General features: G+C 69.2%; 23 protein-coding genes. 10 read left to right on the top strand and 13 right to left on the bottom strand.

All coding sequences use genetic code 11. The features are described 5' to 3' along the window. Positions 1-150 precede the first annotated feature (150 nt). The 5 genes from KHU32_RS20290 to KHU32_RS20270 all read left to right on the top strand — a co-directional run bounded on the left by KHU32_RS20290 (position 151) and on the right by KHU32_RS20270 (position 6,131). Positions 151-621: a tripartite tricarboxylate transporter TctB family protein gene (locus KHU32_RS20290; RefSeq protein WP_213671982.1), complete on the top strand. Its 471-nt coding sequence runs from the start codon at positions 151-153 to the stop codon at positions 619-621. Then, on the top strand, positions 622-2,127 hold the full coding sequence (locus KHU32_RS20285) for a tripartite tricarboxylate transporter permease (protein WP_213671981.1): 1,506 nt from the start codon (positions 622-624) through the stop codon (positions 2,125-2,127). Positions 2,128-2,156: 29 nt separating this feature from the next. Beyond that, positions 2,157-3,134: a Bug family tripartite tricarboxylate transporter substrate binding protein gene (locus KHU32_RS20280; RefSeq protein WP_213671980.1), complete on the top strand. Its 978-nt coding sequence runs from the start codon at positions 2,157-2,159 to the stop codon at positions 3,132-3,134. 61 nt (positions 3,135-3,195) lie between these two features. Further along, positions 3,196-3,681 (top strand): CYTH domain-containing protein, encoded by a 486-nt coding sequence (locus KHU32_RS20275; protein ID WP_213671979.1) that lies wholly within the window; start codon positions 3,196-3,198, stop codon positions 3,679-3,681. A gap of 113 nt (positions 3,682-3,794) precedes the next feature. Continuing rightward, positions 3,795-6,131, top strand: coding sequence for an Orn/Lys/Arg family decarboxylase (locus KHU32_RS20270; RefSeq protein ID WP_213671978.1), 2,337 nt, complete (start codon positions 3,795-3,797; stop codon positions 6,129-6,131). Here KHU32_RS20270 and KHU32_RS20265 read toward each other — a convergent pair. Then, complete coding sequence (locus KHU32_RS20265) at positions 6,128-7,108, bottom strand: LacI family DNA-binding transcriptional regulator (RefSeq protein ID WP_213671977.1); 981 nt, start codon at positions 7,106-7,108, stop codon at positions 6,128-6,130. The two genes, KHU32_RS20270 and KHU32_RS20265, sit on opposite strands and share 4 nt — an antisense overlap. A 94-nt stretch (positions 7,109-7,202) precedes the next feature. Here KHU32_RS20265 and KHU32_RS20260 point away from each other — a divergent pair, with 94 nt between their 5' ends. Next, positions 7,203-8,339, top strand: coding sequence for a mandelate racemase/muconate lactonizing enzyme family protein (locus KHU32_RS20260; RefSeq protein WP_213671976.1), 1,137 nt, complete (start codon positions 7,203-7,205; stop codon positions 8,337-8,339). 58 nt (positions 8,340-8,397) lie between these two features. Beyond that, the gene (locus tag KHU32_RS20255; RefSeq protein WP_213671975.1) at positions 8,398-9,372 is read left to right on the top strand and encodes a tripartite tricarboxylate transporter substrate binding protein; all 975 of its coding nucleotides are present in this window, start codon (positions 8,398-8,400) and stop codon (positions 9,370-9,372) included. 10 nt (positions 9,373-9,382) lie between these two features. Here KHU32_RS20255 and KHU32_RS20250 read toward each other — a convergent pair whose 3' ends face one another. From KHU32_RS20250 to KHU32_RS20230, 5 genes are all read right to left on the bottom strand, one after another. Further along, positions 9,383-10,774 (bottom strand): aldehyde dehydrogenase family protein, encoded by a 1,392-nt coding sequence (locus tag KHU32_RS20250; RefSeq protein ID WP_249681434.1) that lies wholly within the window; start codon positions 10,772-10,774, stop codon positions 9,383-9,385. Beyond that, the gene (locus KHU32_RS20245) at positions 10,771-12,423 is read right to left on the bottom strand and encodes an acetolactate synthase large subunit (protein ID WP_213671974.1); all 1,653 of its coding nucleotides are present in this window, start codon (positions 12,421-12,423) and stop codon (positions 10,771-10,773) included. The genes KHU32_RS20250 and KHU32_RS20245 overlap by 4 nt, the downstream gene beginning before the upstream one ends. A gap of 81 nt (positions 12,424-12,504) precedes the next feature. After that, positions 12,505-13,497, bottom strand: coding sequence for a 4-hydroxythreonine-4-phosphate dehydrogenase PdxA (pdxA, locus tag KHU32_RS20240; RefSeq protein WP_213671973.1), 993 nt, complete (start codon positions 13,495-13,497; stop codon positions 12,505-12,507). Then, positions 13,494-14,699 carry a four-carbon acid sugar kinase family protein gene (locus KHU32_RS20235; RefSeq protein ID WP_213671972.1) on the bottom strand — a complete coding sequence of 402 codons (1,206 nt, stop codon included), beginning with the start codon at positions 14,697-14,699 and terminating at the stop codon, positions 13,494-13,496. Before KHU32_RS20235 ends, pdxA begins: the two co-directional genes overlap by 4 nt. Before the next feature lie 40 nt (positions 14,700-14,739). Next, positions 14,740-15,702 carry a tripartite tricarboxylate transporter substrate binding protein gene (locus KHU32_RS20230; RefSeq protein WP_213671971.1) on the bottom strand — a complete coding sequence of 321 codons (963 nt, stop codon included), beginning with the start codon at positions 15,700-15,702 and terminating at the stop codon, positions 14,740-14,742. Between the two features lie 151 nt (positions 15,703-15,853). On the opposite strand from KHU32_RS20230, the gene KHU32_RS20225 reads away from it, so the two are divergent. Continuing rightward, entirely contained in the window at positions 15,854-17,044 is a 1,191-nt protein-coding gene (locus KHU32_RS20225) for a mandelate racemase/muconate lactonizing enzyme family protein (RefSeq protein WP_213671970.1), read from the top strand. A gap of 20 nt (positions 17,045-17,064) precedes the next feature. On the opposite strand, the gene KHU32_RS20220 is transcribed toward KHU32_RS20225, so the two are convergent. The 5 genes from KHU32_RS20220 to KHU32_RS20200 all read right to left on the bottom strand — a co-directional run bounded on the left by KHU32_RS20220 (position 17,065) and on the right by KHU32_RS20200 (position 21,282). Then, complete coding sequence (locus tag KHU32_RS20220) at positions 17,065-17,367, bottom strand: SemiSWEET family sugar transporter (RefSeq protein ID WP_213671969.1); 303 nt, start codon at positions 17,365-17,367, stop codon at positions 17,065-17,067. Beyond that, positions 17,364-18,584 (bottom strand): NAD(P)/FAD-dependent oxidoreductase, encoded by a 1,221-nt coding sequence (locus KHU32_RS20215; protein WP_213671968.1) that lies wholly within the window; start codon positions 18,582-18,584, stop codon positions 17,364-17,366. Before KHU32_RS20215 ends, KHU32_RS20220 begins: the two co-directional genes overlap by 4 nt. A gap of 140 nt (positions 18,585-18,724) precedes the next feature. Further along, positions 18,725-18,940, bottom strand: coding sequence for a DUF4170 domain-containing protein (locus tag KHU32_RS20210; protein ID WP_213671967.1), 216 nt, complete (start codon positions 18,938-18,940; stop codon positions 18,725-18,727). Between the two features lie 73 nt (positions 18,941-19,013). Further along, the gene (locus tag KHU32_RS23185; RefSeq protein WP_213671966.1) at positions 19,014-19,649 is read right to left on the bottom strand and encodes a MarR family winged helix-turn-helix transcriptional regulator; all 636 of its coding nucleotides are present in this window, start codon (positions 19,647-19,649) and stop codon (positions 19,014-19,016) included. A gap of 448 nt (positions 19,650-20,097) precedes the next feature. Next, positions 20,098-21,282, bottom strand: coding sequence for a CaiB/BaiF CoA transferase family protein (locus KHU32_RS20200; protein ID WP_213671965.1), 1,185 nt, complete (start codon positions 21,280-21,282; stop codon positions 20,098-20,100). 382 nt (positions 21,283-21,664) lie between these two features. On the opposite strand from KHU32_RS20200, the gene KHU32_RS20195 reads away from it, so the two are divergent. Together KHU32_RS20195 and KHU32_RS20190 are read left to right on the top strand one after the other, a co-directional pair. Beyond that, complete coding sequence (locus tag KHU32_RS20195; protein WP_213671964.1) at positions 21,665-22,351, top strand: GntR family transcriptional regulator; 687 nt, start codon at positions 21,665-21,667, stop codon at positions 22,349-22,351. A gap of 24 nt (positions 22,352-22,375) precedes the next feature. Next, positions 22,376-23,170, top strand: coding sequence for an enoyl-CoA hydratase/isomerase family protein (locus KHU32_RS20190; RefSeq protein WP_213671963.1), 795 nt, complete (start codon positions 22,376-22,378; stop codon positions 23,168-23,170). A 62-nt stretch (positions 23,171-23,232) separates the two neighbouring features. Here the strand turns inward: KHU32_RS20190 and KHU32_RS20185 are convergent, their stop codons facing one another. Next, positions 23,233-23,469 carry a hypothetical protein gene (locus tag KHU32_RS20185; RefSeq protein WP_213671962.1) on the bottom strand — a complete coding sequence of 79 codons (237 nt, stop codon included), beginning with the start codon at positions 23,467-23,469 and terminating at the stop codon, positions 23,233-23,235. A 134-nt stretch (positions 23,470-23,603) separates the two neighbouring features. After that, a complete protein-coding gene (locus KHU32_RS20180; RefSeq protein ID WP_213671961.1) occupies positions 23,604-23,816 on the bottom strand; it encodes a hypothetical protein in 213 nt (70 codons plus the stop codon). Positions 23,817-23,877 lie beyond the last annotated feature (61 nt).

Raw genomic sequence — 23,877 nt, 5'->3', positions numbered from 1 at the left:
TCGGAAGGCCGGCCGTTCTGCATGGACTTTCCGCACGGCCGTCCCGGCCGGATTAGGCGGGTTAAGCCGGTCGCCGCGCTTCCATTTTCGGCTGGTATTCACCCCCTGGCGAGCGCTTACACTCGTTGCAAAAGCCGAGGGAGGCGACGCGTGCAATTATCCGACCGGATCACCGGCGGGGCGCTGGTGCTGTTGGGCGCGGCGGCCGCCTGGGGCGGCTCCAAGTTGCCGGCGGTGCCGGGGCAGGATGTGGGGCCTGCCGCGTTCCCCATGCTGATCGGCTTCGGCCTCATCTTCTGCGGCTCGCTGATCGCCTTCGGCGTCGGCCGCAGCTTCGAGGTCGAGGAGGAGCCGCAGGAGAACTCCGGCAGCCTCATGGCGCGCCTCGGTCTTCGCGTCCTGGTGCCGCCCGCGCTGCTGCTCTTCTACGCGCTGGCCGTGGACCATCTGGGCTTCCTGCTGACGGCCGGGGTGATGGTCTTCCTCGGCGCCCTGGCCCTGCGTGCGAGCGTGAAACTGGCCCTGCCGCTGGCGATCATCGCGCCCTTCTTCGTGCACCTGGCCTTCTACAGGCTGTTGCGCGTGCCCCTGCCTGAAGGGCTGCTGGGAGCACCCTGGTAGATGGATCCACTCCTCGAAGGGCTTCGCCTCGTCGCCGCGCCGGATGTGCTGATCGCCATCTTCGCCTCGGCCGTCTATGGGCTGGTCGTGGGCTCGTTGCCGGGCCTTTCGGCCACCATGGCGACGGCGCTGCTGGTGCCCGTCACCTTCTGGCTCTCGCCGATCGCAGCCATCGCCACGATCATCACCGCCTCGGCCATGGCGATCTTCTCGGGCGACATTCCCGGCGCGCTGCTGCGTATCCCGGGCACGCCGGCCAGCGCCGCCTATACCGACGAAGCCTATGCCTTCACGCGCAAGGGCCAGCCCGAGCTGGCGCTGGGAGCAGGCCTCTGGTTCAGCGCCATCGGCGGCATCGTGGGCACGCTCTCGCTCATGCTGCTGGCGCCCGCCCTGGCCGAGGTCGCGCTCTCCTTCTCGACCTACGAGTATTTCTGGCTGGCCCTGCTCGGCCTGATGTGCGCGACGCTGGTCGCGCGCTCCTCGCCGATCAAGGCCATCGCCTCGATGCTGCTCGGCCTGCTCATCGCCTGCATCGGGATGGAGAACCCGGCCGGCACGCCGCGCTTCACCTTCGGCATCCCCGACCTGCTCGGCGGCATTGAGCCCATTCCCGCGCTGGTCGGCGTCTTCGCCGTGAGCGAGGTGATGCGCGCCATGGCCTCGGTCGAGCCGCCGAAGATGCCCTTCCGCCGCTTCGGCTCCATCCTCGCGAACCAGTGGAAGCTCACGAAGCAGTATCAGTGGCCGATGTGGCGGGGGAATTTCGTGGGCATCGTCATCGGCGTACTGCCGGGGGCGGGTGCCGACATGGCCGCCTGGGTCAGCTACGCGATGTCGAAGAAGTTCTCGAAGACGCCCGAGAAGTTCGGCACCGGCCATGCCGAGGGGCTGGTGGAGGCCGGCGCCTCCAACAACGCCTCGTTGGCTTCCGGCTGGGTGCCGAGCCTGCTCTTCGGCATTCCGGGCGATACCATCACGGCCATCGCCATCGGCGTGCTCTACATGAAGGGGCTGAACCCGGGCCCAACGCTCTTCACCGAGCGCGCGGGGAGCATGTACGCGCTCTACATCATCTTCATCCTGGCCAATATCATCATGATCCCGCTCGGCATCGTGATGATCCGCGTGGCCTCGCGCGTGCTGCGCGCGCCGCGCGCGGCGGTGATGCCGATCATCCTGCTGCTCTGCGCGGTGGGCTCCTTCGCGACGGGGAACAACCTCTTCTCCGTGCTGCTGGTCGGGCTCTTCGGCTGCCTCGGCTACGTGATGGAGAAGAACGGCTACCCGATCGCCGCCATGGTGCTGGGCATCGTGATGGGCAACATGGTGGAGCAGAGCTTCATCACCAGCCTCATCAAGTCGGATGGCGACGTGCTGCCCTTCTTCGAGCGTCCGGTCTCCGCCTTCCTCGCGGCCCTGACGCTCGGTGCACTGTTCTGGCCGGTTGCCGCCTGGGCGTGGAAGCGGCTGGCGCCGCGCCGTGCCCCCGCGGCCGTCGGCTGAAACCATAAGAAACCAAAGGGAGAAAAATCATGAACGCTACCCGTCGCCGCACCTTGCTGGGTGCCTCCGGCGCGCTGCTGGCCGCCCCGGCGCTCGGCCAGCCGCGCTGGCCCGCCCGTCCCATCCAGATGATCTGTCCCTGGGCCGCGGGCGGCGGGACCGACGCCGTCCTGCGCATCATCGCGACCCTGCTGGAGAAGGATCTCGGCCAGCCGATCAACGTGGTGAACCGCACGGGCGGCTCCGGCGTGGTCGGCCATGCCGCGATCGCGAGCGCCAATCCGGACGGCTATACGATGGGCATCATCACCTCCGAGATCTGCATGCTGCACTGGCAGGGGCTGACGGAGGTCACTTTCCGGAACTTCACCCCGCTCGGCCTCATGAACAACGACCCGGCGGGCATCCAGGTGGCGAGCAACGGCCCGCACCAGGACGTGCGGGCACTGGCAGAGGCGGTGAAGGCGTCCCGGCCCGGGCAGTTCAAGGCGAGCGGCACGGGGCAGGGCGGCATCTGGCATCTCTCCCTGGCCGGCTGGCTCATGGCGATCGGCGTGCCGGCGACCCATGTGCGCTGGGTGCCCTCCAACGGCGCGGCGCCCGCGATGCAGGATCTCGTCGCCGGCGGGCTCGACTTCACGACCAACTCCGTCGTGGAGGCGCGGGCCATGCTCGACGCCAACCGGGCCCGCAGCCTCGCCGTCATGGCCACGGAGCGGCTCGGCGCCTTCCCGAACATCCCGACGCTGAAGGAGGCCATGGGCATCGACTATTCCAACGGCGCCTGGCGCGGCATCGCCGGCCCGCCCAACCTGCCGGCCGCGGTGCGGACGGCGATGAACGCCGCGCTCGATCGCGTCTTCAAGTCGAGCGAATACGTGGCCTTCATGAACAGCCGCGGCTTCGGACTGACCTATGCCGATGCCGAGGGCTTCGGCCGGCATCTAGCCGCCTCGGACGCCGCGCTCGGCGACGCCATGAAGGCGGCCGGCCTCGCCCGGAGCTGAGACGGGCCTCGGGGCCCGGCGGCGCCTGACCGCCGGGCCCCATCATGCTATGAGGCCGGCCATGCCGGTCGAGATCGAACGCAAGTTTCTGGTGGTGGGCGAGGGGTGGCGCGACGCGGCCCTCGGCCCGCCCATGCCCATCCGCCAGGGCTATGTGGTGGACGGTGCCGGCACCGGCATGACCGTGCGGGTGCGCCAATCCGGCGACCGCGCCTGGATCACCCTGAAATCCCCCGGCCTCATGGCCCGCGCCGAGTTCGAGTACCCCATCCCCGCCGCGGATGCCGAGGCGCTGATCGCCGGCCATTGCGTCTCTCCGCCCATCGCCAAGCAGCGCAGCCGCGTGGGCCATGGCGGCCTGGTCTGGGAGGTCGACGAGTTCGAGGGGCGCCTTCAGGGTCTGGTCCTCGCCGAGATCGAGCTTTCGGAGGCGGGGCAGTCCGTGGCCCTGCCGGATTGGGTCGGCGCCGAGGTCACGGAGGATTCCCGCTTCCAGAATGCCGCGCTGGCCCGCGCCGAGGCCGTGCCGGTACCGCGCGCGCCCTGAGGCCAGGCCGCAGTTTCATCGAAGCGTCACGCCGGGCCCATTGCCCCAGGCGGGGCGCCGGCTACCAGGATCGCTTCGATGCCTGAGGCGCCGTTCGTCAGGGAGAGCATTGGATGGAATACGCCCGCCGCTTCAAGGTGCTGGTCTGCGCCCCGAATTTCGACGAGACGGATCTCGAGGGCGCGCGCCTGCGCCAGATCCTCACCGAGGTGGAGGGCATGGGCTATGCCGTGCTCCGCGCCCGCCGCGACGACGATGCCGAGCTCGTCATCCGGACGGACAGCGCCATCGGCTGCATCCTGGTCGACTGGGGCAAGCGCGGGCTGCAGGGCAAGGCGGCGGCGCTCATCGCCCTCGTGCGCAAGCGCGGGCTCGACGTGCCGATCATCCTGCTGGTGCGCCGCCGCCGGCTGGAGGACATCCCGGTGGACGTGCTGGACGATGTGGACGGCTTCGTCTTCCTCGCCGAGGAGACGCCGGACTTCATCGCCAAGAACCTCGTCTCCCGCCTGCGCCAATATGCCGAGACGCTGAAGACGCCCTTCTTCGGCGCGCTGGTGGATTATGCCGAGGCCGGCAACATGCTCTGGACCTGCCCGGGCCATAACGGCGGCATGTTCTACAGCCGCAGCCCCGTGGGCCGCATCTTCGTGGAGCATCTGGGCGAGGCCGTGTTCCGCGACGACCTCGACAATTCGGTCCTGGATCTGGGCGACCTGCTGACCCATGAGGGGCCGGCGCTGAAGGCGCAGAAGGAGGCCGCGAAGATCTTCGGGGCCGAGCGCACCTACTTCGTGCTGAACGGTACCTCCACCTCCAACAAGATCGCGCTGCAGGCCCTGCTGGCCGAGGACGATCTCGTCCTCTTCGACCGCAACAACCACAAGGCGGCGCATCACGGCGCGCTCTTCCTGGGCGAGGCGACGCCCATCTTCATCGAGACCTCGCGCAACCCGCACGGGCTGATCGGCCCGATGCACCCCGATGCGCTGGACGAGGACCGGCTGCGCCAGGCGATCCGCGACAACCCGCTGGTGAAGGACCCCGAGGCCTGGCAGCGCCCACGCCCCTTCCGCGCGGCGGTGATCGAGCAGTGCACCTATGACGGCACGATCTATTCGGCCGAGGAGGTGCTGAAGCGCATCGGCCATCTCTGCGACTACATCCTCTTCGACGAGGCCTGGGCCGGCTTCATGAAGTTCCACCCGCTCTTCCGCGGCCGCTTCGGCATGGGGCTGGAGAAGCTGGGGGCCGACGCGCCCGGCATCCTGGTGACGCAGAGCACGCATAAGCAGCTGGCCAGCTTCTCGCAGGCCTCGCAGATCCATGTGCGGGACAATCACATCCGCGGGCAGGAGCGTCGCGTGGAGCATCGCCGCTTCAACGAGATGTTCCTGCTGCACGCCTCGACCAGCCCCTTCTACCCGCTCTTCGCCTCGCTCGACGTCGGCGCGCAGATGATGAAGGGCCGCTCGGGCGAGGTGCTGTGGGACGATACCATCCGCCTCGGCATCGAGATGCGGAAGAAGCTGCGCCTCATGGCCCGCGAGTTCGCCGAGCAGGACCCGGCGCATCAGTGGTTCTTCGAGCCCTTCGTGCCCAAGACCACCGAGGTGGACGGCGTGACCACGCGCTGGGAGGACGTGCCGACCGACCTGCTCGCCTCCGATCCGCGGCACTGGGAGTTCCGCTCGGGCGCGGATTGGCACGGCTTCGGCGCGGTGCCGCACGGCTGGGCCATGACCGATCCCAACAAGCTGACGGTGCTGACGCCGGGCTTCCGCGACGGCACCTATGACGAGCATGGCGTGCCGGCGCCGATCGTGGCGGAGTACCTGCGGCAGAACCGCATCGTGCCCGAGAAGAACGACCTCAACAGCCTGCTCTTCCTGCTGACGCCGGGCAGCGAGAGCAGCAAGGCAGGCACGCTGCTCTCCCACCTCGTGACCTTCAAGAAGCTGCACGACCGCAACGCGCCGCTGGAGGAAGTAATCCCGAACTTCGTGGCGCGCCGGCCTCAGCGCTACGCCGGCGTGCGGCTGCGCGACCTCTGCGCCGAGATGCAGGCCTTCTACCGGCGCGAGAATATCAGCGCGCTGCAGAAGGCGCAGTTCCGCGCCGAGCACTTCCCGGACATGGTGATGCCGCCCCATGCCGCGGTGCGCGAGATGGTGCGCAACCGCGTGGACTACGTGCCGCTCGACGAGGCGGACGGCCGCATCGCGGCCACGCTCTGGCTCGTCTATCCGCCCGGCATCGCGACGGTGATCCCCGGCGAGCGGCTGGGCCAGCGCTCGCGCCCCATGATCGCCTATCTAAAGGCCTTCGAGCGCGCGGCGAACCTCTTCCCGGGCTTCGAGAACGAGGTGCAGGGGCTGTACCGCGAGAAGGCCGAGGACGGCTCGGTGCGCTTCTTCACCTACGTCGTGCGCGAGAAGAAGGCCGGCTAGCCCGGGCGCCCGGTCGAGCCGCGCAGCACCAGCGGCGCCGGCAGGCGCAGGCGCTGGCGGGGAAAATCCTCGCCGGCCAGGCGCTGGCGCAGCAGGCGCACGGCCTCGCGCACCATCTCCTCGATGGGCTGGCGCACGGTGGTGAGGTCGAAGGCCGTCCAGCCCGCCATGGCGATATCGTCATAGCCCACAAGCCAGAGCTCGCGCGGCACCTCGACGCCGGCGAGGCGCGCGGCGTCGCGCGCGCCCAGCGCCAGCACGTCGTTGGCGCAGAAGACGGCGTCCGGCCGGTCGGCCAGGGCCAGCAGCCGCTCCATCCCCTCGACGCCGGCCTTGTAGGTGAAGGCCTCGGTGCGGACGGTGACGGGCGCTTCCTCGCAGGCCTCCAGGAAGCCGGCCTCGCGGTCGCGGATGGTGCTGGGCAGCAGGGGGCCGCTCAACAGGCCGAGCCGGCGCCGCCCCGCCGCGCGGAAATGCGCGGCCACGGCCCGGCCGCCGGCGCGGTTGTCGCTCTCCACCTGGTCGCAGGGCCAGCCCTCGACGGTGCGGTTCACCAGCACCACCGGCAGCCGGCGGGCGATTTCCTCGTAGAGGGCGGTGGAGGCCGGGGTCGCGGAGGTGAAGATGATGCCGTCCACCATGCCCTGCCGCGCCGCGTCCGCCGCCGCATCCTCGTCCGTCTCGTCCGAGTTCCAGACGATCATGCGCAGCCCCGCGCCGCGCAGCTCCCGGGCGAGGAGCTGAAGCATCTCCGGATAGATCGGGTTGTGCAGCCGCGCCGTGACCACGCCGATATTGCCGCTGCTGCGGGTGCGCATGGCGCGCGCGGCCGCATTGGGGACATAGGCGAGCTCCCGCGCCGCAGCCTGCACGCGGGCGCGCACCTCCCCGGTGACGCCGGGATGCCCGGCCAGGGCGCGGGAGACGGTGGATTGGGAAACCCCGGCGCGCCGGGCGACGTCACGACTGGTGGACATATGGGGGATACGTATCCAGGTCCGTCAAATATCTCAAGGAATTGACTGAAAGGGCCGAGAATACGTATTCATTCGGCGCCTCAGGAGGACCGCCGTGAAAATCACCGCCATCGAAGCCTTTCCCATCAGCGTACCCGTCGCGCAGGACCGCCAGGTCACCCTCGGCATCGGCCGGCAGGTGAAGCGCGACGCCGTCGTCGTGAAGGTGACCACGGAGGACGGCATCGTGGGCTGGGGCGAATCCCATCACGGGCGCGCGCATCTCGCCATCGGCAAGCTCATCAGCACCACGCTCAGCGACCTCATCCTCGGCATGGACGCGACCGACGTCGTGGGCATCTGGGCCAAGGTCTACAAGTTCCAGCTCGGCAGCCACGGCATGGGCGCGGCCTGCGCCATGGCCATGAGCGGCATCGACACCGCGTTGTGGGACATCCGCGGCAAGGCGGTGGGCTGGCCGATCTACAAGCTGCTCGGCGGCGCCTCCCGTGCCATCCCGGCCTATGTCGGCGGCATCTGCCTCGGCTACCAGGAGCCGGCCTCGCTGGTGGAGGAGGTCCGTGGCTTCCTCGCCGAGGGCTACAAGGCCGTGAAGCTGCGCGTGGGCGACAGCCCCGAGCGCGACATCGCCCGCGTCGAGGCCGTGCGCGCCGCCTTCCCGGACCTCACCATCCTGACCGACGCCAATACCGGCTATTCCGTGCGCGACGCGCGCCAGGTGCTGTCGGCCTTCGCCGCCGCCCGGGTGGGCTGGCTCGAGGAGCCGTTCCCCGCCCATGACCACCGCAGCTACGCCGAGGCGCGGCTGATCGCGCCCTCCGTGCCGCTGGCCGCCGGCGAGAACCACTACACGCGCTTCGAGTTCCATCGCCTCATCGAGGACGGCAACATCACCATCCTGCAGCCGGATATCTCCAAGACCGGCGGCATCACCGAGACGATGCGCATCGCGGCCATGGCCTCCGCCTGGAAGCTGCCGATCCATTGCCATTCCAGCGCGGGCATCTGCATGGCGGCGACGCTGCATGTGATGAGCGCGATCGAGAATGCCGGCTACTTCGAGGCCGACTGCTCGCCCAACAACCCGCTGCGCGAGGAGCTGGTGATCCCGGCCTACAAGATCGCGGCCGACGGCACCGTTCGCCCGAATGACGGCCCGGGCCTCGGCATCGAGGTCGATGAGGATCTTCTGCGCCGCTACCCGGGCGTTCCTGGGCCCGGCTACGTCTGAGGGCAGGGGCGACGCGCGAAGAACAGGTCTGAAGAAGCAGAGGCAGGAGGAAACGCCCATGTACCAGGCAACACGACGCGGCATTCTCGCGGCGCCCGCCCTTCTCGCGGCGGGGGGCGCCCTCGCGCAGTCCTTCCCGACACGCGAGGTCCGGATGGTCATCCCCTGGGCCGCGGGCGGCGGCACGGACATCCTGGGCCGGCGCCTGCAGCCGCTGCTGGCGGCGCGCGGTGTCCATCTCGTGGTGGACAACGCGCCCGGCGGCAGCAGCGTGGTCGGCATGCAGCGCGTGGCGAGCTCGCGGCCGGACGGCTACACGATCGGCCTCGCCTCCACGAGCATCCTAGCGCTCATGGCTTCGGGCACCATTTCGCTGCGCAACGAGAATTTCGACAATCTCGTCCGCGTGTCGGAAGACCCGATGCTGCTGCTGGTCTCCGGCAACTCGCCCTGGCGCGATCTCGAAGCGTATCGCGCCGCCTTCCGCGACAAGGCGGGCGCGATGAGCGTGGGCGTCGCCGGCACGCGCGGCACGGTGAGCCACATCTTCTCGGTGCTCATGGCGCGCGGGCTGGGCGCGGATTACGTCTTCTCCGGCTATCCGGGCGGGGCGCGGGCCATCGCCGACATCATGGGCGGCCATATCGACTCGGTGATCCTGAAGCCGAACGAGACCATGTCGCAGATCCGCGACGGCAGCCTGCGGCCGCTCGCCACCTTCGCGCCGCGGCGGCTGGCCCAGTTCCCTGACCTGCCGACCTTCGGCGAGGCGGGGATCGACATGTTCCCCTATGGCCCCATCACGCAGATGACCTACCTTTCCGGCCCCTCGGGCATGCCGGCGGCGGTCTCCGCGCGGTTGGGCGAGGCCTTCCGCTCCGCCGTGCTGACGCCGGAGTTCCAGGCCTTCGCGGCGGAGAACGGCTTCCTCGCCGATGGCCTCGCGGGAGAGGATTTCGCGAAGCTCTGCGACGAGGTGCAGCGCGCGATGCTGGCCGTGGGCAACAACCTCGGCGTCTTCAGCGCGGGCTGACCGGCCTGCGCTAACCCTCCTGGCGGAGGACGATCATCTTGTCCTCCGCCATCTCCTCCATGGTCCAGGGGATGCCGCCGACGCCGTAGCCGGAATGGCGCCGCCCGGCGAAAGGCATCCAGTCCGTCCGGAAGGCGGTGTGGTCGTTGATCATGACCGCCGAGGCGTCGAGCCGCTGCGCCGCCCGCAGCGCCGGGCCGATGTCCCTGGAGAAGACCGCGGCCTGGAAGGCGTGCGGCAGGCTGTTCGCGATCCCGATCGCGGCATCCATCTCCGTGAAGCCATAGATGCAGGTGACCGGCCCGAAGACCTCGAGCTGGGAGAGCTTCGCATCGGCCGGCGGGTCGAGCACGATTCCGGGAACAAGCGTCGTCTCGGACAGCCTTCCGCCGCCCAGCAGCCGCGCCCCGCGTGCGGTCGCCTCCTCGATCCAGGAGGCCACGCGCTCCGTCTCCCGCGGCAGGATTAGCGGCCCCACCTCGGTCTCCGGCAGGATCGGATCGCCCACGCGCAGCTGTGCGACGCGCGCCGCGAAGCGCTCCGTGAAGGCGTCGAGGATCTCGGCATGGACGAAGATGCGCTGCACCGACACGCAGACCTGGCCCGCATGGTAGTACCCGCCCTTCGCGATCGGCTCGATGATCCGCTCGATCGCCGCGCTGCGGTCCACGATGACCGGCGCCGCGCCGCCATGCTCCAGCGCGCAGCGCGTGCCCGGCGGCAGCTTGCTGCGCAGATGCCAGCCGACCCGGGCCGAGCCGATGAAGCTCAGGAAGGCGACGCGCGGATCGGTCGCCAGCGCCTCGGCCAGCGCGTTGTCGTCGGTGACGAGGGTCTGGCACCACGGTTCGTCCAGCCCCGCCTCCCGCAGCAGGGCCACGAGCTCCAGGCAGCTGAGGGGCGTCGTGGTGGCGGGCTTCACGATCACCGGGCAGCCCACGGCCACGGCCGGCGCCACCTGGTGGACGATGAGGTTAAGCGGATGATTGAAGGCCGAGATCGCGGCCACGACGCCGATCGGCTCCTTGGTCGTGAAGGCCCAACGCCCGTCGCTCGCCGGCGTGAGGCCCATCGGGATCTCCTTGCCGGCGAAGTTGCGGATCTCGTCGGCCGCGTTGCGCAGGCCGTCGACGGCGCGGACCACCTCCACCGTCGCGTCGGTGAGCGGCTTGCCGCCCTCGCGCGCGATCAGCAGGGCGAAGCGGGCCTGCCGCTCCTCCAGCAGCTCGGCCGCGCGGCGCAGAATGGCGATGCGCCGATGCGGCTTGGGCCAGCCGTCGCGGTCCCGCATCGCGCGGGTTGCGGCCGCCAGCTTCCTCTCCAGCGCGGCCGCGTCGTCGGCCGGGACCTCGGCGATCGGCGCGCGGTCGAAGGCCTGGACGACCTGGATCAGCCGGCTCATGGCTGGCCCTCCCCGAGGACGGGCAGGCGGTCCCGCAGCTCCTCGACGAGGACGCGCTGGTTCTCCGAATAGTCGATGGGCACCACGACGAGGTGCACGCCGCCTTCGGTGAAGGCCTTCTCCAGCGTGGGCCGCAGCTCGCCGATGGCCGAGACGCGCGTGCCCTTCGCGCCATAGGCCTCGGCGTATTTCACGAAATCCGGATTGTTGAAGGTCATGCCGAAATCCGGGAACTGGTCGACGGACTGCTTCCAGCGGATCATGCCATAGGCGTGGTCCTCGATGACGAGCACCACGAGGTTGAGGCCGAGCCGGACGGCGGTCTCCATCTCCTGGCTGTTCATCATGAAGCCGCCGTCGCCGCAGACCGCCATGACGCGGCGGCCGGGATGGAGCATCGCCGCCATCATCGCCGAGGGCAGGCCCGCGCCCATCGTCGCCAACGCATTGTCGAGCAGCAGCGTGTTCGCTACGCGCGTGCGGTAGTTCCGCGCGAACCAGATCTTGTACATGCCGTTGTCGAGCGCGAGGATTCCGTCGGCCGGCATCACCTCACGGATGTCGTGCACCAGGCGCTGCGGCGTGAAGCGGTCCTCGGTCGCGCGGGCGGCGATCCGCGCCAGGATGCCCTCGCGCAGCGGCAGCAGGGCCTGGGCATGCGGGATCCGGCCTTCGATCCGGTCCGCCAGCAGCCGCAGCGAGGGGCCGATATCGCCGATGACCTCGGCCTGCGGGAAATAGACCTGCTCGACGCTGGCCGGCTGGTAGCCGACATGGATCACCTTGGGCCCGTCCGCCCCCATGATGAAGGGCGGTTTCTCGGCCGTGTCATGGCCGATGGTGATGATCAGATCGGCACGCTCGATGGCCTCGTGCACATAGTCGCGCTCGGAGAGCGCGGCGGTACCCATGTAGAGCTCGGTGCCGCCGGGCACCGTGCCCTTGCCCATCTGCGTCGTGAAGAAAGGGATGCGCGTCCGCACGACGAACTGCGCGAGGTCCGAGGTGGAGCGCGGGCGCGAGGCCGCGGCGCCCAGCATCACCAGGGGGCGCCGGGCCTGCAGGATCATCTCGGCCGCGCGGTCCAGCGCCTCGGCGCCCGCCAGCGGCAGCTCCACCGGATGCGGCGGGATCAGCGCGACCTCCTCGCATTCCTCGGCGGCGATGTCCTCCGGCAGCTCCAGGTGGACGGGGCCGGGCCGTTCCTCCTGCGCGACGCGGAAGGCCTCGCGCACCAGGGTCGGGATCATCTGGGGCGAGACGATCTGGCGCGACAGCTTGGTCAGCGGCTTCATGGCCGCGACCGTGTCGACGATCTGGAAGCGCGCCTGGCGGGAGGAAAGGATGCCCTTTTGGCCGGTGATCATGATCATCGGCATGGCGCCGAGCAGGGCATAGCCCGCGCCGGTCGAGAGGTTCAGCGCCCCCGGGCCGAGGGTCGTGATGCAGACGCCGGGCTTGCCGGTGAGGCGCCCATAGGTCGCGGCCATGAAGGCCGCCGCCTGCTCGTGCCGCGTCAGGACCAGCTGGATCGAGGATTTCCGAAGGGATTCGACGACGTCGAGATTCTCCTCGCCTGGGATGCCGAAGATGCGATCGACACCCTCATTCTCCAGGGCCGCGACAAGCAGATCAGAGCCTTTGGTCAATGCATGGTCCTCGCGCTGCGGGAGCCTGCAGGAAGCTCCCTCGATGGACCGGATATGGGCGGCCGGGCGCGGCGGCCAAGGTCAGCGCCGGGGCGCCAGCTCCGCGGCCTGCCGCAGGGCCTCGACCAGCGAGCCCTCGTCGGCGATGCCCTTGCCGGCGATGTCGAAGGCCGTGCCGTGGTCGACCGAGGTCCGCACGACGGGCAGGCCGATGGTGATGTTCACCCCGGCCTCAAGTCCCATCACCTTCACGGGCCCATGCCCCTGGTCGTGATACATGGCGACCACCAGGTCGAAGTCGCCGCGGGCGGCGCGGAAGAACAGCGTGTCCGCCGGCAGCGGGCCCGTGACGTCCCAGCCGCGCCCCTGGCAGGCCTGGACGGCGGGGATGATCTTCTTCTCCTCCTCGCCCTGGCCGAAGAGGCCGTTCTCGCCGGCATGGGGGTTGATGCCGCAGACCCCGATGCGCGGCTCGGCGATGCCCGCCTTCACCAGCGTCGCGCGGCCGCGGGCGATGACGCGTTCCACCAGGCCGGGCTCGATGCGACGGATGGCGTCGATCAGCCCGATATGGGTGGTGACGTGGATGACGCGCAGCTTCGGCGCCACCAGCATCATCGACACCTCCGGCGTGCCGGTCAGATGCGCCAGCAGCTCCGTATGGCCCGGATACTTGTGGCCGGCCGCGTGCAGCGCCTCCTTGGAGAGGGGCGCGGTGCAGATGGCATCCGCCTCGCCGGCCTCGACGAGCCGCGTCGCGCGCTCGATGTAGCGATAGGCCGCCTCGCCCGAGAGCGGCGAGAGCGTGCCGAAGGGATGCCCCGGCGGGATCAGCCCGAGGTCGATGACCTCCGCGGTGCCGGGGGCATATTCGGCCTCCCCGGGCGTGGCGCGCGCCCGCAGCTGGAGGGTGCTGCCGACGAGCAACCCCGCCTCGCGCAGGCGGCCGGCGTCGCCCACCACCAGCGGCCGGCACAGGGCGCGGACATCCTCGCGCGCCAGCGCCTTCATGATGATCTCCGGCCCGATGCCGGAGGCATCGCCCATGGTGATGGCGATGACGGGCTTGGTCATGCTGAGGTCTCCGTCGCGCGCAAACGGCGCAGATAGGCGAGGCATCGGCCGAGCGTCCCGGCATCGCCGAAGGCGCCGGCCTTGGTGATGACGGGCAGGTGGCCTGCCAGGCCGAGCGGCACGCCGGGCTCGACCTCGTCCACCATGGTCAGCGAGGTAGCGCCCTGGCCTTCCAGAAGTGCGCGCGCCGTGCCGCCGCCCGTGGCGATCAGGCCGCCGAGCCGGGCATCCAGCAGCAGGGCGCCGAAATCCCGCACCAGCGTGGGGTCGATGCCGTCCTGGCCCGCGATGGTCACCATCACATCCTGTCCTCGTGACAGGGTCTCCTGCACCGAGCTCCGCGTGGCCTTCCAGGCATCGGGGCCGCCGCGCAGCATGGCCGTCGAGACCAGGGCGGTGCGCAGGTCACCCTCCTCGGCGAGGCGCGTGGCGCCGGCCTGCGAGGCCTCGGCCATGCTGCCCACCACTATCAGGATCCCGCCGGCGACGGCGGGCGGGGCAGGGGGATCGCCCCGGCGCGGCGTGACGCCGGCGATGGCATGGGCCAGGCCGGCCGAGCCCACCCAGAGCAGCCGTTCGGCAAACGGAAGGGCTGCATGGGCGATGAGGGAGAGGTCGCGCTCCTCCAGCGCGTCGCAGACGACGGTGCCCCGGCCCTCGGCCAGCGCGGCCTGGATCAGCCCGGGCAGGTGGCCGTCATGCAGCGCGTCGAGGCAGGCATGGCGCACGGCCTGGCCGTCGCGGCCGAAGATCTCGCGCAGGTCGGCCCGGGCATAGCTGTGCTCCCGCGCCCAGAGCGGCGAGGCCTCTAGGGGAAGGCCGTGTAGCTGCACCCGCCCGTCGAGCGTGGTGCGGCCCTGCGTCGGGAAGGCGGGCGCCACCAGGGCGACGGTGCCAGGGCCTAGCGCGCGCAGGCTCGCCTCGAGCTCGGCCGCCGGATGGCCACGGAGGGTCGAATCGATCTTCTTGAAGAAGCGCGTGCGCCCCCGGCGATAGGCCCGGATCAGGCTGACATGCTGCGCGGCCGCGGCAGCCGGGTCGGCCTCGCTGCGCGTCTCCGCATCCAGCGCCAGTACTTCGTCGCCGGGCGCCTGCGTGCCCCATTCGACGGAGGCCCGCCAGCCGCGTCGCGCAAAGGCGATCGCCGTGTCCGCCGCGCCCGTCAGGTCGTCGGCGAGGATGAGCCAGCGGTCCGGCGGCATGGAAACTCCCGATTCAGCGCGCGCATCATGCGCGTCCGCGTCAGTCGCGCCAGGGGTGGCGCGACCAGAGCTCGCGGTATTGGGCATCCATGGCCGTGAGCTCGGTGGCGAAGGCATCCGGGCCGAGGAAGCGCAGCGGCAGGTTCTGCTGGCTCGCCTGCTCGCGGAACTCCGCATTCTCCACCGTGCGCTCCACCGAGAGCGCCAGGCGCTGCAACGCTGGGGATGGCGTGCGCGCGGGGGCGGCGAGGCCGCGCATGGCGCCCATCACCACGTCGTAGCCGAGCTCGCGCAGTGTCGGCAGCTCGGCCGCGCGGTCCCAGCGCGTGGCGCCCATCTGCACCAGCGGCAGCAGCGTGCCCTGCCGCCAGTCGTTGATGCAGTCGCCGAGATTGGTGCAGGCCAGCGGCAGCAGCCCCGAGGCGAGGTCGACCTTGATCTGCACCGCGCCGGGATAGGGCACGTGCACGAACTTCACCCCCGCCGCGCGCTCCAGCGCGAGCATGGCGAGATGGTCGTCCGAGCCTACGCCGGTGGTGCGGTAGCCGATCGTCTCCGGCCGCCGGCGCGCCTCATCGATGAGGTCGGCGAGGGAGCGGTAGGGGCTGTTGGGCATGACCCAGAGGCCATCCGGATCGTCGACCACATTCGCGATCATCGCGAAGTCGGAAAAGGCGAAGCTCGACCGCCGCTCGATGGGGATGGTCACGATGGGCGGCGTGTTGACGAAGCCGATGGTGTAGCCGTCAGGGCGGGCGCGCGCGATCTCCGAGAAGCCGATCTCGCCGGCGGCGCCCGGCCGGTTGAGGATGACGATGGATTGGCCGAGGTCGCGCTCCATGAAGCGCGCGATGAGGCGCGCCGCGATGTCCGTCCCGCCGCCGGCCGTGAAGGCCACGACCATGGTGATGGACTTCTCGGGACGCCAGGCGGGCTGGGCGAGCGCCGGGGCGGCGAGCGGCGACAGCGCGCCCAGGGCAAGGAACTGGCGGCGTTGGGCCATCGGATCGTCCTCCCGCGCTCTTTCCGGCGCAGGGGGATTATTCCCGAGGACCGGCGCCATCGCCAGGATTTGCTTCGCCGTCAGGCGCGGCAACTTGCCTTGACCCCCTGTGGGCCTTCGACAAGGCTGACGAAAACACGGAGGAAAGCCCATGAAGGTCAAGGCGTTCGAAATCCTGCATTGCGATGCGGGCTGGCGCACCTTCTCCTTTCTCAAGATCGACACCGATGCCGGCATCACCGGCTGGTCCGAATTCAACGAGAGCTTCGGCAGCCCGGGCCTGAGCGGCGCCATCAACCACCTGATGCCCGGCGTCATCGGCCAGGATCCGCATCGCATCGAGCTGATCAATGCGGTGCTGGGGTCGCGCTCCGTGCAGTCGCGCGGCGGCATCGCGCGGCAGGCCATCGGCGCGATCGAGAACGCGCTGCTCGACATCAAGGGCAAGGACCTGGGCGTGCCGGTCTATCAGCTCTTCGGCGGCAAGCTGCGCGACCGGCTGCCGGTCTACTGGTCGCATTGCGGCTCCTACCGCATGCGCAATCCGGAGATCCTTGGCTGCAAGCCGGTGCGCACCTATGACGACATGGCCCGCGTGGGCGAGGAAGTCCGCGCAAGGGGGTTCAAGGGCCTCAAGACCAATACCGCGCTCGCCGTCGGTGATCATATCGAGCAGTACCGGCCGGGCTTCCTGGTGGGCCGCGGCTTTCCCGAGCGCAACTGGAACAGGCACGTCGCGGAATCCGCGGTGCGCACGGTGCAGGCCTTCCGCGAGGGGGCGGGGCCGGAGATGGAGATCATGCTCGATCTCAATTTCCATTTCCGCACCGAGGGCTTCCGTTGGATGGCCGATGCGCTCGCCGAGCAGAACCTGACCTGGCTCGAGCTCGACATCCACAATCCCGAGGCGCTGGCGCTGCTGCGGCGCGATGCGAAGATGCCCATCGCCTCCGGCGAGACGCTGCTGGAGCGGCGGGATTTCCGGCCTTACCTCGAGCAGAACACGATGGATGTCGCGATCGTCGATGTCGTGTGGAACGGCTTCAACGAATCGCTGAAGATCGCGGCGATGGCCGATGCCTATGACGTGAACGTGGCGCCCCATAATTTCTACGGCCATCTCGCCAGCGCCATCAGCGCGCATTTCTGCGCGGCCGTGCCGAACTTCCGCGTCATGGAGATCGACATCGACAGCGTGCCCTGGCGCGACGAATACGTGATGTCGGTGCCCGTCTTCGAGGATGGCGACTACATCCTGCCGGCCGGCCCAGGCTGGGGCGTCGAGGTCAACGAGGCCGCGATCCGCGCGCGCCCGCCGCGGGAAGTGCGCACCTCGGTCTGAGGCGCTGGGGGGCAGCAGGGTCAGTCGCTGGGGTCGATGGCCTCGGCGACGGCCTTCTTCTTTTCCGCGGGCAGCAGCTTCATCATCAGGATGAAGGCGGAGAGGAGGCAGCAGATAGCATTGGTCGCGATCAGCGGCCATTGCCCGAGCAGCACGCCATAGGCGAGCCAGAGCGCGAAGCCCGTAACGGTCAGCACATAGGTGCCGGCGGAGATGCTTTTCGTGTCCCGGGTGCGGATGATCTTCCAGGCCTGGGGCGTGAAGCTCGCGATCGAGGCCGCGGTGGCCGCCGCGCCGATCAGCGTCGGCCCATCGAGCGTCATGACCGGAAGCCGAAGATGGCCGCATCGGGGTCGGCCAGGCCCAGCAGCCAGCGTTGCAGCATCTGCGCCGCGATGGCGCTGAAGGTGATGCCGTTGCCGCCGAATCCGACGACGGCGAAGCAGCGCTCCGCGCCCGGCACCGGGCCGATCGCCGGCAAGCCGGTGGAGCTCTCGCCGAAGGAGCCCGCCCAGGCGAACTCCGGCGCCGTGTCGAGCTGCGGCAGCAGGGCGCCGAGCTTCTTCCGGAGCTTCGCGATCTTGCGGGGCAGCAGGCGGTCGCGATGCGCCTCGTCCGAGAAGTCCTCATCCTCGCCGCCCACCACCACGCGCCCGTCCGCGGTGCTGCGCAGATAAAGGTACGGGTCTGCCGCCTCCCAGATCAGGCAGCGGCTGCGCCAGAGCCGGTCCGGCTGCGGGGCCGTGGCATAGGCCCAGGTGGAGGTGATCCTGTAGCCGCGCAGCTTCACGAGCTTCGAAAGCTCGTAGCCCGTGGCCAGGACGAGATGCCGGGCTCGGATGCGATGGCCGGAATCCGTGGTCAGGCTCACCTGGTCGCGGCCCGGCTCGATCTGCACGATGTCGCAGGGGGCATGGATGGCCGCGCCGCGCCTCAGCGCGGAGCGCCAGAGGCCGCGTACCAGCGCCACCGGATCCACCTCGGCCGCGCCGCCGGACCAGATGGCGCCCTCGCGCTCGATCCCGGTCAGCTCGCGCAGTTCCTCGGCCTCGATGAAGCGCGAGCGCAGGCCGAACCTGGCGCGGGCCGCGGCCTCGCGCTTCAGCGCCGCGATATCGAGGACATTGCCCGGCAGATAGACCGCATGCCGCTCGCGGAAGCCGCAGCGCAGGCCGAGATCGGCGACGCGGGCGGCGAGGTGATCCACCGCCGCGGCCGAGCGCCACCAGGCACGCACCGCTTTCTCCCGGCCCAGGCGCCGGATCAGCGAGGTCAGCGGCTGGTCGATCTCGAATTGCAGCAGGGCGGTGCTGGCGGCGGAGGAGCCCACGGCAATGCCGCGCCGGTCGAAGGCCGCGACACGCTTTCCCGTCTGCAGGGCCGCATCGGCGGCCAGTGCCCCGCTGATGCCGCCGCCGATCACGGCCACGTCCACCTCGAGGTCGCCCTCCAGCGGCGGGAAATGCGGCGAGGGCGGCACGCCCTCCATCCAGACGGGTTCGCCGGTGCGGAGGTCGCGTTTGGGGGTGGGACGGGCCATGCGTCCCACCAACGTTGCCAGTCCCGACAAGTTACGGAACGGGCACGGTTCGCCGTCGGCGGCGGATCTCCGCCGTCAGGTCATGTTTGCGCAGCGGCCGTGCCCCGCCTTCCGGCGAGGGTTGGCCGTCGTGGCGTCAATCAGGTGGCGGTGGGCGGGGCGGGGGTCGCGATCAGCACGAACAGGCGATGCGTTGCGATATCCACCTTGCGGCGGGTCTCGTCCCGCCAGGCGCGCAGCGCCGTGGCCTCGTCATGATAGGGGCCATGCAGCTCCTCGGTGCCGGGCTCCAGCACTTCGAAAGTGAAGTCCGTGAAGATACCGCCCCAGACGATCCAGATCTTACGTTCCGACATCCGCCACCTCTTCGATGCGTCCGTATCTCACGGGAGGCGACGGCAATCTAGCGTCCGCGATCTTGCGATCGCGTTACTCTCCCGTGTCGCGGGCGGTCTTCCTGCGCGGGGATGCCTTGGCGGAGCGAGGCTTGGTAGCGTTGGCCGTGTGGTCGGCCAGGTAGCGCTGGAGGGAAAGAGCCCGCGTGCTGGAGGCGACCAGCCGTTCCATCAGCTCCGAAAGCTGGCGGAATTCTTCCGCCGAGAGGTCTTCGAACTGCGCGTCGTTCACCTGGCGCTGCATGGGCGCCAGCTTCGCGAGGAGGTCGCGCCCCCGGTTCGTGACGGTGAGGCAGAGGCGCCGACGGTCGGTGGGATCGATGCGCTTGGCCACCAGCCCCTTGCTCAGCAGCCGGTTGGTGACCGTGGTGACGAAGGCCCCGCTGAGATGCAGGTGCTCAGCCACGTCGCGGACGCTCACATCGGCGGCGATGGAGAGATGCGCGATGGAGACGAGGACGGTGTACTCGATGCCGGCAAGCCCGATGGTGGCGCCATGGCCCTCCCGGATCGCCTCGAGCCGGGCCAGGAAGCCGAAGAGGTGATGGATCAGCCGGCGGAATTCGAGATCGGAGCCCTGCTTCAGGAAAGCGGGAACAGAAATCGTCAGTTCGTAGCCCTCGCCGAGGCCCGGGATGGCTTTTGTTCTCGGTCTGCGTGTCCTGACCACTTTCGGCTTCTGCACAATCGAGCCCTTATTTCGTCGCTTGGCCTGGGACGTACGCTTGCCGGATATTGCCCGTCAATAATGGAAAAATCACGTAATTGTACGAGATTCCTGACAATTACTGATATGATAAATATGCCTGGAAATATATTTGGCGTTATGATCGATCAAGGTCAGCGTTATCGGTGCGTTCCTGACCGCAATGGCCGGAAAGCTTTGCGTCCCGTCTGCCCGGGAGGCAAATCGTCTTTGTCCGGGATTTTCGGAATGACTGGCGAGGGCATGTGATTTGCCCCTGTGTCGGCGGATTTCTGGATTTTTCGCCGGAAAATGTCCGGCGGCGTCCGTGGCGGCCGAAAGGCCGGACACCCGGTGTCGAGCGCCCGGAAGAATATCGCCGCCGAGCCGCTCGGCCCCCGCCGTTTCCGGCGAAGGCCAGCGGCTGGCGCTCTCAGATCACGTGCCGCTCGCGGAAGGAGGCGATGCGGGCCTCGTCGTAGCCGAGCTCCTTCAGGATCGCGGCGCTGTCCTCGCCCTTGTCGCGCGCCGCGGTGCGGATCTGGCTCGGCGTGCGGGAGAGGCGGACCGGCTGGCCGACGATGCGCATGTCGCCCGCCGTCGGGTGCTTCACCGGCTTGGCGATGCCCAGATGCTGCACCTGCTCGTCCGCGAAGACCTCGTCGATGCTGTTGATCGGGCCGGAAGGCACGCCAGCGTCGTTCAGCAGCTTGATCCACTCGGCCGTCGTCTTGGTGGCCAGCACCTCGCCGATCTCGCGGTTCAGCGCCACGCGGTTGGTCGAGCGCAGCGGGCCCGTCGCATAGTCAGGATTGTCGAGGATATGCTGCGCGCCGGTCGCCTCGCAGAAGCGCGTGAAGATGGCCTTGCCGGTGGCGGCCAGGTTCATCAGCCCGTCCGAGGTCTTGAAGACGCCGGTGGGAATGCCGGTCGGGTGGTCGTTGCCCGCCTGCTTCGGCACCTCGTTGGAGACCAGCCAGCGCGCGGCCTGGAAGTCGAGCATGGAAATCTGCGCCTCGAGCAGCGAGGACTGCACCCACTGGCCCTTGCCGCTCTCCTCGCGCTCCAGCAGGGCGATCAGGATGCCCATGGCGCAGAAGATGCCGGCGGTGAGGTCCGCGACGGGGATGCCGACGCGCACCGGGCCCTGGCCGGGCAGGCCGGTGATGGACATGAGGCCGCCCATGCCCTGGGCGATCTGGTCGAAGCCCGGGCGCTTGGCATAGGGGCCATCCTGCCCGAAGCCCGAGATGGAGCCGTAGACCAGGCGCGGGTTGAGGGCGGATAGCGCCTCATAGTCGATGCCCAGGCGCTTCTTCACGTCGGGGCGGAAATTCTCCACCACCACATCCGCGTCGGCGACGAGCTTCTTGAGGATCTCGATGCCCTCGGGGGACTTCAGGTCGAGCGTCAGGCTGCGCTTGTTGCGGTGCAGATTCTGGAAGTCGGGACCGTGGCGCGCGCCGCCGAAGCCGCCATCCGAGCCCTCCATGCCTTCCGGCGCCTCGATCTGGATGACGTCCGCGCCCCAATCGGCGAGCTGCCGAACGCAGGTGGGGCCGGAGCGCACGCGCGTGAGATCGATCACCTTGAAGCGGGAAAGAGGGCCGTTGCTCATGACAAAATCCTCGTTGTTTGTTGCAGGGAAAGCGAAAGGCGCCGTGAGGCGAAGGCTCGGGGCGCCGGTCCTTGCGGAGCCGGCCGTTGTCGCCCAGGAAGAAAGTCGGGGCGCAGCGCTCCCGTCCAGGTGGCGGGCGGCCCATCCGAAGGTGGGAGAGGCGCATTCATGACGGGCACGCCGAGGCGGCTATGGGCCCCGATGTCCCGGGCATGTTCACCGGGACATGTCCTGGGGCGCCGGCGGCGGATGCCTCGCCTTGCCATCATGATACCCTTCATGAAGGGAGACTGGCAGGTCGATTGAAGATTGCCAACACTTTAGTGGGTGACAGGGCGGCAAGCTCTCGAATATATCTGTGATGCAAGGAGTAAGAAGGTTTATGGCGCAGCGTAGATTGTTGGCAACGAAGCCCGAAAGCGACGGCGCGGCCCTGGCCGCCTCCGTCGAGGCGGAGCTGGAGGCCATGATCGCCCGCGGCGAGCTCGGACCCGGCCAGCACATCAACGAGCTGGCCCTGGCCCGCCGCCTCGGCGTCAGCCGCGGCCCCGTGCGCGAGGCCGCCCGCGCGCTGGAGCGCATGGGCCTCGTCACCGTCATCCTCAACCGGGGCGCCTTCGTGCGCGAGCTGCAGATCGACGAGGCGCTGGCGATCTACGACCTCACGGCCGTGCTGCTCGGCTATGTCGCGGGCCGCCTCGCGACCTCCATCTCCGCCGCCCAGCTGCTGGAGCTGCAGGCGCATGTCGGCGAGATGGAAGCCGCCGCCCAGGCCGGGCAGCAGGACGTCTTCTTCGACACCAACGTCCGCTTCCACAAGCTCATGTTCAGCTATGCCGGCAATGCGCCGGTCGAGGCCGTGTACCTCGCCCATACGCGCAAGCTGCTGCTGCTGCGCCGCCGGTCCTTCGACGAGTCGCCCCACATGCTGCAGTCGAACGGCGAGCATCGCGAGATCATGGACGCCATCCTCTCCGGCGACGCGGAGCTTGCGCGCCAGGTGGCCGAACGCCATGGGCGCGCCGGCCGCACCCGATTCCTCCGGGCCATCGCCTATCGCGAGGCCTGAGGCCAACCAAGGGAAAATACACCCATGTCAGTCGTCGAAACCGAACGCCACGGCCAGATCCTGGTCGTCCGGATGAACCGCCCCGAGCGGCTGAACGCGCTCAACCACGAGATGCGCGTGGAGCTGGCGCGCATCTGGACCGAGTTCCGCCACGATGCGGAGCTCGAGGTCGCGATCCTCACCGGCGCCGGCCGCGGCTTCTGCGCGGGCGAGGACATGAAGGAATCGCTGGCCGAGAAGAATCCCGGCGGCCGCCGCGCCGAGCAGGAGGATCCCTTCAACGCCGGCACGCTGGAGAAGCCCATCATCGCCGCGGTGAACGGTTTCGCCATGGGCGGCGGCTTCATGATGGTCGAGCGCACGGATCTGCGCGTCGCGGCCAGCACCGCGATCTTCGAGGTCTCCGAGGCCAAGCGCTGGCTGCTCGGCGGCTACAACCACGGGCACATGGCGAACCTGGCCTTCCCGCTGGCGATGGAGATGGCGCTGGGCTTTCGCTTCACGGCCGAGCGCTTCCACCAGATCGGCTTCATCAACCGGGTCGTCGAGCCGGAGAAGGTGATGGAGGAGGCCATGGGCATGGCCCGCCACCTGCTGACCCTGCCGCCGGCTGCGCGGGTGAACACCGTCCATATGATGCGGCGCATGCGCCCCATGCCGAACGCAGCCCAGCAGAAGCTCGCCGAGGCGCTGCACGAGCATGGCGCGAAGAGCGACCTCATCGAAAGCCGTGCTGCCTTCGCCGAGAAGCGCGCGCCGAACTTCAAGGGCTGGAACGATCCGCAGGACCGCTACCGCCTGCCGCAGCTCGAAGAGTAGGAGCGAAGGAACCGTGATCCCGCTCGGGTCACGGTTCCACACCGCCTAGCGGTGAACTCGGCTTAGTGCCCGCCCTTGGGCGTTTCCAGGAGGTCGGCCATGTCGATGAACCGCACGCCGATGGCGCGCAGCTGGGCGGCATCGACCAGGAACATCGCTTCCTTCTTCGGCCCGTCGAGATGCTCCAGCTCCGCCGGATATTCGACGCTCACGATCGCGAAGTCGGTCAGGAGCTCGAAGGAAATCCCGGTCAGGAAGACGGGCATGACCAGGGGGCTGTATTCAGGGGATTGAGCCATGGTGGGGGCCTCCTGCCATCCTTCGCTTCCCGCGAACCGCCTGCCAATCACGCCGCGGAAATCGCAGGGGCGCGGCAGCGTCTGAGGGGCGGCGGGATCGCGGCAGCCGCGAGCCCGGCATGGCCGATGTCCCGCTACATCCCGTCGTCCCGGTTCGTCACGATCCGCCAGCCCTCGCGTGTCGGGAAGCGTGTCGAGCGGCCCGTCTCGGTCAGCCCCAGCCGGGTGAGCTGGTGCATGATGCCCTGGCCGATCCCGCGGGGCAGCTCTCCCAGGGCATAGTATCTGTTGCGGTCGCCCTGAAGAATCAGCAGGGCATGCTCCTCACTGTTAAGGTGACGACCCATGGCGCGCCTCCCTCCCTGATGGGAGGCGGAAAATGATGCCATTTTTCTGCTTGGCCTAACT

The sequence above is a fragment of the Roseococcus pinisoli genome (assembly GCF_018413645.1).
In the GTDB taxonomy this organism is placed as follows: Bacteria; Pseudomonadota; Alphaproteobacteria; order Acetobacterales; family Acetobacteraceae; genus Roseococcus; species Roseococcus pinisoli.
The sequence above is the reverse complement of the archived record's forward strand: the minus strand, read 5'-3'. Positions and strand labels throughout refer to the sequence as shown.